General features: G+C 39.2%; 10 protein-coding genes. All 10 read left to right on the top strand.

From position 1 onward, the window contains the following. Positions 1 to 62: 62 nt before the first annotated feature. The 10 genes from ABDJ41_RS01875 to ABDJ41_RS01830 all read left to right on the top strand — a co-directional run bounded on the left by ABDJ41_RS01875 (position 63) and on the right by ABDJ41_RS01830 (position 15,664). The gene (locus ABDJ41_RS01875; RefSeq protein WP_349784038.1) at positions 63 to 1,616 is read left to right on the top strand and encodes a MiaB/RimO family radical SAM methylthiotransferase; all 1,554 of its coding nucleotides are present in this window, start codon (positions 63 to 65) and stop codon (positions 1,614 to 1,616) included. Between the two features lie 22 nt (positions 1,617 to 1,638). After that, on the top strand, positions 1,639 to 2,871 hold the full coding sequence (locus ABDJ41_RS01870) for a sigma-54 interaction domain-containing protein (protein ID WP_349784037.1): 1,233 nt from the start codon (positions 1,639 to 1,641) through the stop codon (positions 2,869 to 2,871). 1 nt (position 2,872) lies between these two features. After that, complete coding sequence (locus ABDJ41_RS01865; RefSeq protein ID WP_349784036.1) at positions 2,873 to 3,373, top strand: LptE family protein; 501 nt, start codon at positions 2,873 to 2,875, stop codon at positions 3,371 to 3,373. Positions 3,374 to 3,405: 32 nt separating this feature from the next. Further along, entirely contained in the window at positions 3,406 to 4,545 is a 1,140-nt protein-coding gene (locus ABDJ41_RS01860) for a DUF8458 domain-containing protein (protein ID WP_349784035.1), read from the top strand. A 14-nt stretch (positions 4,546 to 4,559) separates the two neighbouring features. Further along, positions 4,560 to 4,907, top strand: coding sequence for a preprotein translocase subunit SecG (gene secG / locus ABDJ41_RS01855; protein ID WP_349784034.1), 348 nt, complete (start codon positions 4,560 to 4,562; stop codon positions 4,905 to 4,907). A 217-nt stretch (positions 4,908 to 5,124) separates the two neighbouring features. Further along, positions 5,125 to 5,415 carry a co-chaperone GroES gene (locus ABDJ41_RS01850; protein WP_349784033.1) on the top strand — a complete coding sequence of 97 codons (291 nt, stop codon included), beginning with the start codon at positions 5,125 to 5,127 and terminating at the stop codon, positions 5,413 to 5,415. Positions 5,416 to 5,555: 140 nt separating this feature from the next. Then, a complete protein-coding gene (gene groL, locus ABDJ41_RS01845; RefSeq protein ID WP_349784032.1) occupies positions 5,556 to 7,196 on the top strand; it encodes a chaperonin GroEL in 1,641 nt (546 codons plus the stop codon). A gap of 134 nt (positions 7,197 to 7,330) precedes the next feature. After that, complete coding sequence (locus ABDJ41_RS01840; protein WP_349784031.1) at positions 7,331 to 13,924, top strand: PKD domain-containing protein; 6,594 nt, start codon at positions 7,331 to 7,333, stop codon at positions 13,922 to 13,924. Positions 13,925 to 13,926: 2 nt separating this feature from the next. Next, complete coding sequence (locus tag ABDJ41_RS01835; protein WP_349784030.1) at positions 13,927 to 14,952, top strand: PorP/SprF family type IX secretion system membrane protein; 1,026 nt, start codon at positions 13,927 to 13,929, stop codon at positions 14,950 to 14,952. Between the two features lie 55 nt (positions 14,953 to 15,007). Continuing rightward, positions 15,008 to 15,664, top strand: coding sequence for an MgtC/SapB family protein (locus ABDJ41_RS01830; RefSeq protein ID WP_349784029.1), 657 nt, complete (start codon positions 15,008 to 15,010; stop codon positions 15,662 to 15,664). The last annotated feature ends 16 nt before the right edge of the window (positions 15,665 to 15,680 follow it).

Below are 15,680 nucleotides of genomic sequence, written 5' to 3'. Positions count from 1 at the left end.
CAATCTGTCATTTTTTAAATTAAATTCTGTATTTTTGATGCCCATAATAATGTTAACCATTTATGATTGATTTACAGCTTACAGATAAAACACACGATGAAGAACGCCAGGGTGAAGCTTTGGTTATTGATGCACCTTTAGTGCGTAACGGAAGGAAACTGTATATTGAAAGCTATGGTTGCCAGATGAATTTTGCAGATAGTGAGATTGTCGCTTCTATTTTATTAGATCAGGGCTTTGAAACTACCGGCGACTATAAAGAAGCTGATGTAGTATTTATAAACACCTGTTCTATTCGTGAAAATGCGGAGCAGCGCGTACGTAACAGGCTATCACAATTTGGTGTTGAAAAGCGCAGAAACCCTAAATTGATTGTTGGAGTACTGGGATGTATGGCCGAACGGCTGAAATCAAAATTTCTTGAAGAAGAAAAGCTGGTTGATGTTGTAGTTGGGCCTGATGCCTATCGCGAACTTCCACAATTAATAAGTGAAGTAGAAAGTGGGCATAAAGCGATTAATGTATTGTTATCCCGTGAGGAGACATATGCTGATATCAGTCCGGTTCGTCTAAATGGAAATGGCATTACAGCCTTTATTTCCATAATGCGTGGTTGTGATAACATGTGTTCATTCTGTGTGGTACCATTTACAAGGGGCCGCGAAAGGAGCCGCGATCCGCATTCTATCTTAGCAGAAGCAAAAGATCTTTTCGATCGTGGATATAGAGAAGTAACTTTATTGGGTCAAAATGTTGATTCTTACCAGTGGAGTCAATCTCAAACTGAAAAAACAAAATCAGACGACCTTAAAGACGAAATCAATACCTTAACCGGTGATGCATTATTAGATGCACTAAGTAAAGAAAGCGAACTACCTACCCACCGTTTAAAAGCCGGGATTGAGCATGCTGAAGTAAACTTTGCTCAATTACTGAGTATGGTTGCGGAAATTAGTCCGGAATTAAGAATTCGTTTTTCTACTTCTCACCCTAAAGACATTACCGATGAAGTATTGTATACGATAAAAAAGTACGACAACATTTGCAATTATATACATCTTCCCGTGCAATCTGGTAACTCAAGGATTCTAGCCTTGATGAATCGGACTTATACACGTGAGTGGTACATGAACAGAATTGATGCGATTAGACGTATTATACCAGGTTGTGCGATCTCTGCAGATATCATTGCTGGTTTCTGTACTGAAACCGAGGAAGAGCATCAGGATACCTTAAGCATCATGCATTATGCCAGGTATAATTTTGCATATACTTTCTCTTACTCAGAACGTCCCGGAACCTTGGCTGCACGTAAGTATAAGGATGATGTACCGGAGGATGTAAAAGCACGCCGCTTAGCAGAGATTTTCAAAAAGCAACAAGAAGACTCTTTAGCCTGCTTACAAGAATTTGTTGGGAAAACAGTGAAAGTATTAATCGAAGGCTTTTCTAAAAAATCTGAAAAAGAATATAGAGGTAGAAATGACGAAAATGCAATGGTTGTTTTTCCAGTTACAGAAAAAGTAAAACCAGGAACATATGCTTATGTTTATATAGAAAGTTGCACCTCTGCTACTTTAATAGGAAGAGTGGTTGATGAAGAGAAACAATCTTAAACAAGCCAAAGAGACACTTTAAATGGATATACAAGATATTAAAAACCGCTTTGGAATTATAGGAGGCTCTCCGCTACTAAACCGTGCGATAGATATAGCCAGACAGGTTGCACCAACTGATATGTCTGTATTAATAACAGGAGAGAGTGGTAGTGGTAAAGAGGTTTTCTCGCATATCATTCATCAATTGAGCACCCGCAAACATGGAGCTTTTATTGCCGTAAACTGTGGCGCTATTCCTGAAGGAACTATCGATTCAGAACTTTTCGGACATGAGAAAGGTTCTTTTACCGGTGCCCATGAAGCACGTAAAGGCTATTTTGAAGTTGCCAATGGAGGTACTATTTTTTTAGATGAAGTTGCTGAGTTACCCCTTGGTACACAAGCACGCCTGCTAAGAATACTTGAAAGCGGAGAATACCTGCGCGTAGGTTCATCAAAAGTGCAAAAAACCGATGTAAGGATTATTGCTGCAACAAACGTAGATGTATATAATAGAGTTAAATCGAATAAATTCCGTGAAGATCTTTATTATAGATTAAACACTGTGCCACTACGTATACCTGCACTTCATGAGCGTAAAGAAGATATATATCTATTGTTTAGAAAATTCTCAGCAGATTTTAGTGATAAATATAGAAGTCCGGGTATACAACTTGAACCTGAGGCCATACAGATATTAAGCAACTATAGCTGGCCAGGAAACGTAAGACAATTAAAGAATATTGCGGAACAGATTTGTGTACTTGAAAAAGAAAGAAATGTAAGTGCAGCCGCCTTATTAAATTATATCCCGAACGAAAGTGCCGCCAATTTACCAATGGCGATTAACAGTGCGGGAAAGGAAGATTTTACAGAACGAGACATCCTTTATAAGGTTCTTTTTGATATGAAAAAGGACATGATGGAGCTGAAAAAGCTAGTTGCCGAAATTATTCAAAGTGGAGGAAATACCGCTCATATAATTGCAGACAATCCACACTATATTAATCAGCTTTACCAGGACGTAGATCAAACGTCCGGACATGAAGCTACTCTGACTATTAAAAACCCATCTCAGAGTTCGCCAGTAGAATACAACTACACACAAGATGCAGAAGAGATAGAAGAATCTCTTTCACTTGTAGATAAAGAGTCTGACCTGATTAAGAAAGCTTTGAAAAAACATAAAGGTAAACGCAAATTTGCTGCACAGGAATTGGGAATTTCAGAACGCACTTTATACAGAAAAATTAAAGAACTGAACTTAAATTAAGATGAAAAGATTGTCCATACTTTTTGTATTGGTCTTTGCATTTAGCGGATGTAAGATTGCTTTAAACGGGGCTTCAATTCCTGCAGAGATGAAAACTGTTAATGTACAGGTTTTTGAAAACAATGCTCCCCTTGTTGTACCTTACTTAAGTTCACAGTTTACTGAAGAACTAAAAACAAGGATACGTAACCAAACCAGTTTAAGTATCAATGCAAATGACCCTCATGGTGTTTTTTCTGGAAACATTACGGGCTATAGCGTTACTCCGGAAGCAATAACCGACAATAATAATCCTGTCGCAGGAGCGAACAGGCTCACTATTTCTGTTTCTGTAAAATACACAAACAATCTGAATCCTAAACAGAGTTTTGAAGAAACGTTTTCAAGATATAAAGTATTTAAGCTAACAGGAAGTCTTCAGTCTATGGAGCAAGGGTTAATTAAAGACGTTACTGCTCAGCTTACAGAAGATATTTTTAACAGGGCTTTTGCACAATGGTAGGCTAATTAAAGATCAATTATTAACTTAGCAACGTGGAGCAGGAATTAGACATCAAACAACAACTGGCGGAATGGCTTTCCAAGCCTGAAAGTGTAACCAGGGAAAATGCTCCTGTGTTAAAAGATTTAGCATTGCTATATCCTTATTTTCAGCCATTACACCTATTAATAGCCAGGGCTACGCTACAATCACCAGAACAAAATAACAATCTGGCAACAGCTGCTTTATATACAAATGGACAGCAACTTCATCATTTCTTACATGGTGATAAAGAATCTGCACATACCGATTTTAATATCATTCATCTTTCAGCTGCTCAAATCATTAATCAAGCTGAGCCTATTGAAGTATCGACAATAGATGAGGTCCCATTTGAGCCAATAATAGAACAAGAAGTTGATGATCAGGAAGTTTTCGAAGAAATTACGGAAGTTGACGTAAATAATTTTAAATCTACTGAAATTGATAGTAGTTCAGGATCAGTAGCAGAAAAAGAAGAAGTTGACGAAATTGTTATTGAAAACATTGTATCTTCAGATTTTTTCGCTTTTCAGGAAAATTTTGTAGCTGAGACCGTGATTCCAGATCAGGAACATCCTGATTTTAAAGCTTCACCAGCACCAGAACCTACAAAACAGGAAGAGCCTATTGTTATCAGTAAATACGATGATGATCAACTTCCTTATACATTTTTATGGTGGCTGGCTAAAACCAGAAAAGAACATCAACAGATATTCCAGCCATACGCTTCTCCTAAAAAGGAAAAACAAGAAGAGGGTAGTCAGCATACAGGTATGCAAAAGCCTGGTGAATTACAACATCAGTATGTAGAACATATATTCCATCTGCAAAGCCCTTTTAATAGTGATGATGAAGGTTACTCTACAGAAAATTTCAGAAATCCTACTAAAGGTGATGAGATTATAGAAAACTTCATTAAGAAAGATCCTCAGATCAGTCCGCCTAAACCAGAGCAGATAGATAATGAGAATAAAGCCAAAAAAAGTGCGGAAGATGATAACGACCTGGTATCAGAGACCCTGGCAAAAATTTACATTGAGCAAATGCTTTACGACAAGGCTATAGAGACTTATGAAAAATTAAGTTTGAAGTTTCCAGAAAAAAGCCGTTACTTTGCCGACCTTATCCAATCTATAGAAAAGAAAATTTAACCATATAACATATTATGCTTTTTTTAATTATTTTATTAATCATTGTTTGCGTTGCTCTAGGCTTATTTGTATTAATACAAAACCCTAAAGGTGGTGGCTTGGCTACTGGTGGTGGCGCGGGCAGTAACATGTTTGGCGTTCAACGTACAGGCGATGTTCTTGAAAAAGGCACCTGGGTATTGTTAACATTAATTGTTGTGCTTTCATTATCGATCACTACAATTGCTAAATCTGGAGGTTCTTCAGGTAGTGCTCCATCAAAAATCCAGGAACATTTAGACAAGACAGTTGCGCCTTCTCCAATTGGAAGCAAAACTGCTCCTACTACTGCTCCAGCAACAGCAGATACAACAAAGAAATAAGAACTTATAAAGTTTAAGATAAAGCCTGGTATAAATTGTATCAGGCTTTTTTTATGCCCTGCCACTCTGACACAAAAACTCTTTGTTAAAATCTTATAGCTGACAAGGCAATGCAAATTTGTCAAGCATATTTGTATTGGCATAAAAACTGATGTACGAAAGCCGAGTAGTTAATACGTTTTAAATTTTAACTTAAAAAATAAACTAATATCAAGTTATGGCTTTAAACCTTAAACCCATTTCAGGTTCTGCAAACAGAGTTATTGTTGAACCTGCTGCGGCAGAAGAAAAGACGGCATCTGGAATCTACATTCCTGACACTGCAAAAGAAAAACCATCCAAAGGAACTGTTGTATCCGTTTCAGACGAAGATTCAGAAGGTAAAAAACCATCTGTTAAAGTAGGTGATGTTGTACTTTATGGTAAATATGGTGGCACAGAGCTTCCTATTGATGGTAAAGACTATTTGATCATGCGCGAAAGCGATATCTACGCTGTACTTTCTTAGTACCTGGATATTGAATGATTGGCATGCCCCATCGAGGGCTATATAGCTAAAAACACAAATTAATTAATCATTAAACAATAGTATCGACAGGTATACCAGGAGATCCTGAGAGATGCCGGCAGATACTTACTACTAAAACAATGGCAAAACAAGTAAAATATAACGTAGAAGCCCGTGATGCCCTGAAAAGAGGTGTTGACACTTTGGCTAATGCTGTAAAAGTAACTTTAGGTCCAAAAGGACGTAACGTAATTATTGACAAGAAATTTGGTTCACCAGCGATTACTAAAGATGGTGTTACCGTAGCAAAAGAAATTGAGTTGAAAGACCCAATTGAAAACATGGGTGCTCAAATGGTTAAAGAAGTAGCTTCTAAAACTGCGGATATCGCAGGTGACGGAACTACAACGGCAACTGTATTGGCTCAGGCAATTGTTACTGCTGGTATTAAAAACGTTGCTGCTGGTGCAAATCCAATGGATTTGAAACGTGGTATAGACAAAGCGGTTACTGCAATCGTTGAAAACCTTAGAACTCAATCACAAACTGTAGGTGAAGACAATAACAAAATCAAACAAGTAGCTTCTATTTCAGCTAACAATGATGAGGTTATTGGTGCTTTGATTGCAGAAGCAATGGGTAAAGTAGGCAAAGATGGTGTTATTACTGTTGAAGAAGCAAAAGGTACTGAAACTGAAGTTAAAACAGTTGAAGGTATGCAATTTGACCGTGGTTACTTATCTCCATATTTTGTAACCAATGCTGATAAAATGGAAGCGGAATTAGAAAACCCTTACATTTTGATCTATGATAAAAAGATCAGCAACATGAAAGAGTTACTACCTGTTCTTGAAAAACAAGTTCAAACTGGTAAGCCTTTATTAATCATAGCTGAAGATTTAGACGGAGAGGCATTAGCTACTTTGGTAGTGAACAAAATCCGTGGATCTCTGAAAGTTGTTGCTGTTAAAGCTCCAGGTTTCGGTGACCGTCGTAAAGCTATGTTAGAAGACATCGCTATCTTAACTGGTGGTACTGTTATTTCTGAAGAAAGAGGTTATAAATTAGAAAATGCTGACCTTACTTATTTAGGGACTGCTGAGAAAGTTGTTGTTGATAAAGACAACACTACTATCATCAATGGTGCTGGTCAGTCTGACGATATCAAAGCTCGTGTTAACCAGATCAAAGCTCAAATTGAGACTACTACATCTGATTACGATAAAGAAAAACTACAAGAGCGTTTAGCTAAATTAGCTGGCGGTGTTGCTGTTCTTTATGTTGGTGCTGCTTCTGAAGTAGAGATGAAAGAGAAAAAAGACCGTGTTGATGATGCTTTACATGCGACTCGCGCAGCGGTTGAAGAAGGTATTGTTGCTGGTGGTGGTGTTGCTTTCATCCGTGCTATTGAAGCATTAGAAGGTATGAAAGGAACAAATGATGACGAAACTACAGGTATCCAAATCATCCGTCGTGCTATCGAAGAGCCTTTACGTCAGATCTGCCAGAATGCTGGTATCGAAGGATCTATCGTAGTTCAGAAAGTTAAAGAAGGTAAAGCTGACTTTGGCTATAATGCACGTACAGATGTTTATGAAAACTTAATTGCAGCTGGTGTTATCGATCCAACTAAAGTTGGTCGTGTAGCATTGGAGAATGCAGCTTCAATTGCAGCGATGTTGTTAACAACAGAAGTTGTATTGGCTGATGATCCAGAAGAAGCTCCTGCAGGTGGCGGTATGCCTCCAATGGGCGGCGGCGGCATGGGTGGTATGATGTAATCATTAACCACTCGTTAAATATTTAAGAAAACCCACGGAATATTCTGTGGGTTTTCTTATTTAAAGTATATTCCTTTCCAATATTATTAATTGAAACAAAAAAATAGTTACTTTTATACAGCATCCCTGTATATATGGTAAAACGTTTACTCTTTTTTACACTTGCTCTCTTTTTTATTCAGATTTCTGAGGTTTTTTCTCAGATTACTATTGGCACTGTTGATCCGGGTCCATACGGATATGGGAGTAACATTACTGTCCCTATTAATTTCACAGACAACCAGTCTGAATTTCTACCTGGGAATGTCTTTACACTGTATCTTTCTGACGAAACGGGTAATTTTATTGGCAATGGAGCTCCTATTGGTACATTTAATGGCTTTTATACACCTTTTATTAACGGAACAATCCCAAATGGGCTTGCTCAGGGCAGCAATTATAAACTGCAAATTAAGTCGACCAACCCTGCATCAACTATAAGTATACCCGATAACATTGATATACGTAATTTAACTATGAGCCCCATAACTCTTACTCCAAATCTTGCAGGCAATGCTTTAGGCGGAGATAATTTTGGCTGGTGCCCAGTTAACTCAGGGAATGGTAAAAGCATCTCTTTAACTAGTAATGCTAGCCCTCCTACGACTGTTATAGTTACATTAAAAAATTTAGCCACGGGTTCCACGACAGACTATATGGAGACTCCAGGCCTGGGATTTGACATAACCGGGCTGAGTTTGGGTTATTACTCCATTACTGCAACTGCAACTACAATTATTGGTGGTGTTACTCTTCGATCAGTAAAAACATACTTTCTTCACAATACTAACATCACAATAAATATTCAAGATATTGGTAAAAATACTGGTTGTTACAGCGCATCTAGACCAGGTATTCCAGTTGAATATCAGATTACTTTGTTAAATGGAATTTATAATAACTACCCTGGTTCATTGTATATTGTAAACTGGGGAGATGGAAGCGCTCCAGAAACGCTTACGCTGAAACAAATAGTAGACAATGCGGCAAAGATTTCTCACAGCTACACTAAAAATTCTTGTAATGAACCAGACATTCCAGGTCCCCCAATCATCTCACATTCTTTTAAGGCAACAATCACTGCAAACAATCCGATTTGTAATGTTAATAGCTCCGCTACAGCCTATGCACAAGTATTTGAGAATCCTACCGCATTAATTACCGCTCCTACAGTAGGCTGCATTAATAACCAGATCAGATTTATCAATTCGTCTACAGGAGGTACGAAATCTGACTGCTCTACACAAATGGATTACACCTGGTATGTAGATGGCATAAAAAGACGAGAGATATCTTCAAATGCTCCCCTTGACTGGACATTTACAACAAATGGCATACACACAGTTAAACTTGTCGCCTCTAATGGAGTTGGCTCCTGTCCACCCAGTGAATATACTGCCACCATTTGTATACAAGAGCCTCCAAAACCTGCATTTGAATTTATTGGAAATTCAACATCAAATTGTGCCCCATACACCATTAAGGCTACTGACAAATCAATTGTAGACGCTATTTGTAATTCCAACAATACTTATAACTGGATTGTAACAAGAAATGGAGTTCCTGCACTTTCCACAGATGTAACCTTTACAAACGGAATAACCGAACCGGAGTTTACCTTTCTTAAAAAAGGCACATATGAAGTTATACTCCAAATTAATACAGCAACTTGTGGATCAGTAAGTACTGCTCCCCCTCAAACCGTAGTAATTATTGATAGTAAACCAATTACAACTTTAGAGCCTTTAGCAACATTGTGTGGATTAGGTACCTTTACTTACAATAATGAAGTAACAGGCCCAACAAACGTACTATTTTCAGGAACCGAAGTTGATGCTCCTGACACCTATTCCTGGACAGTAACCGCATCGAATGGGGACGCCTTAACCAATGCGGATTATACCTTTAAAGACGGCATAAACGTAACCAAATACCCTTCAATTGAATTTAAGCAATACATGACCTATAAGGTTTCTGTAACACATAAAAATAGTTGTGAATCAATTACAACATCTCAGTTAATCACTTTTAAAGAATCCCCTCGTCCATCAATTATTGCAAACCCAATTTGCTATAATGATCAAGCGAGCATAAAAGGAGAGATATCAAACACAAACTATATTAATTATAAATGGACTACACTCCCTAATGGTGGAACTTTCCTGAATGATAATACATTAGAACCTATATATATACCAAGCGCGGCAGACCGCACAGCTGGGAAAGCCACTGTAATTTTAACAGTAAATACAGGTATTCCTGGAGACTGCGAATTCGTATCAGTAAGTAAAGAATTTATAATTTATCCAAACAACACAGGCATCAATACGACACAAACCATTTGTACTGGATTAACTGCCAGTAGAATGTTAACATCAAGCGTTGAGGGAAGTACTTTCAACTGGACTGCGGTTAACACTATTGGAAATGCAACAGGTTTTAGTCCTTCTGGCAGTGGAAATATTAACGAAATAATTACAAATGCGAGTACAACACAGAATGCTGTAATAGTTTACACTATCACACCGACTGCTAATGGTTGCGCAGGAGCTCCTTTTACTTTTACAGTTACTGTTACTCCAAAGCCTGTTCTTTCTCCAGTTCTTGATAAAACGATCTGCGAGGGAAGTTCTGTGAATATAACAGCGACATCAAATATCCCAACTCAGTTTATATGGACAAGTGAAGCTTCATCCTCAAGCGTGACAGGACACACCAACCCGTCGGATTTAAGTTCCAGCTTAGGTAGCGTAACCATTGCTGATGTAATATTAAACCCTACTTTTCAGCGGCAAACCGTTACTTATACTATTACGCCCCATTCTCCTGGTGGATGTACGGGGGAACCAATAATAGTTGTTGTTACTATTGATCCGAAAGTTACCCAACCCAATGCAGGACCTGATGATAGCATTTGTGCAACTAGCCCATCCAATACCTACTTACTAAAGGGAAATGAGCCTAAAGTAGGAACTGGACTATGGAGACTTGTGTCTACACATCCAGTTGCACCAGTTATTGCGGTTCCTGGTGATTTCGAAACCAATGTTTCAGGCCTCGTTGCAGGACTACCTTATACTTTTGAATGGGCCATTACAGGATCAGGAGCCTGTATTAATCCGTCCCCTGACCAGGTGACCATTACAATTACACCATTACCAGTAATATCTGCTCCTGTAACAGAGAAAACTATTTGCCATGAAAGTGCCGCAACGGTAATCATAAATTCTGATATTCAAACGCAGTTTTCATGGACCAGCGTTGCAAGCCCTGGTATTACCGGCAATAGTGGTGGGACAGCTCCAACACCATTAAGCCCTTTATCTAATAGCATCACGATAACTGATGTTTTATTGAACAACACTTTTTCGCAAGGAACAGTTACCTATACTATTATCCCTTATTCTGCAACGGGCTGTCCAGGCGCACCAATTGAAATTGTTGTTAAAGTTGATCCTAAGGTTACGACTGCAAATGCAGGGACCAGTACAAGTATTTGTAATACGACGACTTATGATTTAAAAGGTAGCGAACCTAAAGTCGGTACGGGATTATGGGAAGTGGTTTCTGCAAGCGCCGGAACACCTTCAATTATAAATCCTACTGACTTTGAAACTACTGTTTCAGGCCTGGAACCTGGTGGAGTTTATGTGTTTAAATGGACGATAACAGGAACTGGAGCATGTCAAAAATCTGAAGCAGAGGTAACCATTACTGTGAATATGCCGACCATACCAGGAACTACTACAACAACGCAAGCCTTAGTATGTCAAGATGACAACACAGGCTCAATTACATTAAGTGGGAATACTGGTTCTGTTTTGGCTTGGCAAACTTCGCCCAATGGTCTCGACCCCTGGACTGATATCCCTGGTACCAACAACGGTTTAACCTACACTTTTACCAACTTAACGACTACAACTCATTTTAGAGCTGTTGTACAAAATGCTGGCTGTATTCTTGGGTATTCAGATCCGACTACAATAATTGTAGCCCCAGCTACAACTTTGGCCGATGCTGGCCCCAATCAAACATTATGTAACGAAACGTCTGTATCCTTAAAAGGCAACCCTATTAAATCAGGAGAAACGGGATTATGGTCCATGGTATCGGGAGATGCAAATGCCTTAATTACAACAGCAACAAATAATGAAACCACAGTTACAGAACTGAATCCAAATGTTACTTATGTTTTCAGGTGGACCATTACTGGTAACTCACCTTGTGGCCCAAAATATAAAGATGTCACAATCCGAAACAATGCACCAATTACCCAGAATAGTATTACTGCTAGCTCAGTAGTTTGTAATGGACAACAGATAACCATTAACGGTAGTGTTCCAACTGGAGGTGAAGAAGGCGTTTACAGTTATATTTGGGAAAGCAAAATCGATGCAGGTCCTTGGAATCTAATTAACAACGAAACAAGTGAAGATTTAACCACAACATTAAATACAACCGGAACAATCAGTTTTAGAAGGACCGTAAATAGCGGGACCTGTACATCAACCACCACTGAATTCCCAATTACTGTTCGCCCTCCTATTGGCAACAACACCATTACTGCTGATCAAACCATTTGTAGTGGACAAACCCCCGCATTAATTAATGGAACCCAGCCAACTGGTGGTGATGAACTATTTTCATATCAATGGCAATCCAGTATAAATGGAGGACCATGGACAACCATTCCAGGGGTAGCTCAAAATTATCAGCCTCCTGCTCTAACCCAAACTACTTCCTACAGACGTATTGTGAGTACTCTCGAATGTAGCGGAAATTTAGGTAGCACTAGTGATGTTGTAACAATAACCGTTACCCCTAATGCTAAAGCAGAGTTTACATGGGGAACAACAGACCAAGGTTGTATACCTTACGTTCTGCCAATTCAAGTAGTTACTTATCCCGACAGGAATGATACTTACACCTGGTATGTAGATGGTGTTGTCAGAGGAACAGGTTCAACATTCCCTGGTCATACCATTTCAACGAGCGGTACATTTGTAACTATCAAGTTAGTTGTTACTAGTAGTAATGGTTGTGCTTCAGATGAGTTTAGCCATACATTTAGCACCAATCAGGCTGTCCCCCCTTCATTTGATCAAAGCGCTACTGAAGGTTGCGGACCACTATCTGTTAATTTCAGCAACACCTCTAATCTAACCGCTGGAGCAACATTTAAATGGGACTTCGGAAATGGCCAAACATCAACAGCAATTAGTCCTAACGGAATCATTTTTGACCAGGATCCTACGGGAAAAGATACTACCTATGTAGTTACTTTAACCTCAATCACTTCTTGCGGAACGAATTCGGTTCCTTCAACGGTATTTGTAAAAGCAAAACCAATTGCAGTCTTCTCCCCAAGTAAAACAGAAGGATGTTCTCCTATGCTAGTGAACTTTACCAACCACTCTCCAGGCGGAACAAATAAATATTATTACGACTTTGGAGACGGAAGTCCAATAGTAGAAAAAACAGATAAATCACCCGTAAGTCACATCTATAATACGCTAGTAACCAAAACATTTACTGTTACGACGACAGCAGTAAATGATTGTAATCCACCCAGTATCAGAACATACAACATCACAGTTTACCCACAAAACATGACCCCAGAACTGGTGGTTGATGCCAGTCAAAAACGTGGATGCGCACCATTTACAGTAAATTTCGATAACAATTCTATTGGAGCATCACGCTTTTATTTTGATTTTGGAGATGGTGGTGAAAGGAATACCATAACAACAGGAACAGAACAATACACATTTACCAAACCTGGCACATATACCGTTAAAATGACAGCCTATAACAGTTGCTCGGAAATGACAGAGGAAGAAACAATCACTGTATTAGAGCAACCTCTACCTGCTTTCCATGCAGAGGTGACATTAGGCTGCGCCGACCTTCCAGTGCAATTCAGAAACACAACTCAAGGTGGCATTACTTATGAATGGGACTTTGGGGATGGATCTCCAAAATCCAATGAAGTGGAACCCTTGCATATTTATAAGGGAGATCAAGAATATTATACTGTAACACTAACGGCAACCAATGCCCTAGGCTGTTCTGACGTGGTAACCAGAGGTCAATATATCCGTGTAGTACCGCCTCCTGTGGCAGCCTTCAACGTCAACCCTTCAACACTGATCAATATCCCTGATTACACCTTCAAGTTCGAAGATGAAAGTACTAACAATCCTACCATCTGGGAGTGGGATTTTGGTGATGGCGTAGGTACTTCTTCATTAAAAAACCCTAGTTATACCTACCTTGATACCGGAACATACAAAGTCACTTTAAAAGTGACCAACCAGAACGGGTGTTCTACAGATACCTTTAAAGAAGTAACTATTAAAGGCGTCCCCGGATATTTATTCGTACCCAACTCGTTCATTCCTGGCAGCGAGATACCTGAGCTCCGGTTATTCAGAGCAAAAGGTTCCGGCATTAAAACCTGGAGGTTCAGCGTATTTAACAAATGGGGACAAATCATATGGGAGACTTCATTGCTAGATGAAGGTAGACCAGCAGAGGCCTGGGACGGAACCTTTAAAGGCCAGCCTATGCCACAGGGTGTTTATTACTGGAAAATTGATGTGGAGATGGTCAACGGAACCGAATGGAAAGGCATGACCTACGACAAAACTCCACCTAAACGAACAGGTGCAATACATTTAATCAGATAAGGATGGGAGTGAGATTAAAATATATAACCGGATTGTTGAGCATTATAATGAGCATGCCTGCTTTAGCACAGGATCATGTTTACTCACAATTTTTTAATGCACCTATCTACCTTAACCCTGCTTTAACTGGGCAGTTTGAAGGAGACATCAGGATGAATATGATTTACAGGAACCAATGGTCTGGGCTAAGTGGGGATCTATCTTACATCACCGCATCTGCTGATCTCAACATTGCCAAATTTGGAGGTGGCGTTGGACTGATGTTTAACCGCAGCAGTGAGGGAACAGCATTCCTGGTAAAAAACAATGCCGCAGCAACTTATTCTTACAGTGTAGGTGGTGATGATTTTGTTGCCTCTTTTGGTATACAGGCTGGCTTTACCAACAGACAGATAGATTGGAGTAAACTTGTTTTCTCGGACCAGATAGATATGCGTCTGGGCTATCTACCCGGCAGCGTATCAGCTGCCCAGCCACCAGATGTAGACAACAAAATCTTTTTCGATGCTGCAGCTGGAACAAATATTGTATTCAGAAACTTAATGGCAGGAGTTGCTGTACATCATATCAATAAACCAGATGAATCCTTTAGTGGCACAGTAGCTAAATTACCAATGCGTATCACCGCCAATACAAGCTTTAGAATACCGCTGAGCAGTGGCACTTATTATCAGGATGAGGGCTCATACCTGATTCCGTCTGTTGTATATTACAATCAGGGTAGTTCTTCGTCTGTGAGTGCAGGGGCACAGTTTAAATTTAAAGGACTTAATGCAGGACTATGGTACCGCAGCGGTGGTCAGAATGGACCTGATGCCATAGTTGTTTCACTGATATTTGATTTATTAAAAGGAAACCGAAACGGTGAGAAACTAAGATTAGGAATCAGCCACGATGCTACGACATCAAAAATTAATTATACCAATACCAGCGGAACAACAGAAGGAAGTATTGGTTACGAAAAATATTTCCCTAATAATTCGGGATATAACAAATTTAACGGTCTGAGATGTTACGATTTCTATTGATGAATATATAATAATCAGATGCAAATCTTTGTTATATTAGACTATATAAACTGATATGGAAAACATTCTCGACAGTAATCATTTCCTTACACAAAGTGAGGTAAATAAGTTTTTAATGGCAACTCTACTTTGCGGCCTGATTGGTGCCGAAAGAGAGTTCAGGAGTAAACAGGCGGGATTAAAAACCATGATTATGATTGGTCTTGGTTCCACCCTTTTCACTATACTTTCTGTTAAAATAGGAATCAGTAGCCACGATAGGATTGCTTCTAATATTGTTACCGGAATCGGATTCCTGGGAGCAGGTGTTATTTTTAAGGAGGACAATCAGGTAAAAGGCCTTACGACCGCCTGTGTAATCTGGATTGTAGCGGCAATAGGCATGGCCATTGGTTCTGGTTACTTCGAACAAGCCATAGGTGTAACTGTAGTCGTATTGCTGGCACTACTCATTTTTCCTTTTTTAGAAGAAATGGCCGAACGTCGTTTTACCAAAAGGATATACAGGATTGTAAAGCGTTACGAAGGTGAAAGCCTCGAAAAATACGAGAATGATATTAAAACCTCCAAATTAAAACTTTCAAGAGGAAAACAGGAGCTTGCAAATGGCATTATCAGTGGCACATGGATAGCAATTGGCAGCCCCAAAAACCATAAAACATTTGTAGATAGAATGCTTCAGGACAAAAACATTATTGCGTTCGATTTTTAGTCGTATCATTCCTGTA

The sequence above is a fragment of the Pedobacter sp. ASV1-7 genome, assembly GCF_040203335.1.
Taxonomy (GTDB): Bacteria; Bacteroidota; Bacteroidia; order Sphingobacteriales; family Sphingobacteriaceae; genus Pedobacter.
Note: the sequence above shows the minus strand (reverse complement) of the source record. Positions and strands in the feature narration are given on the sequence as shown.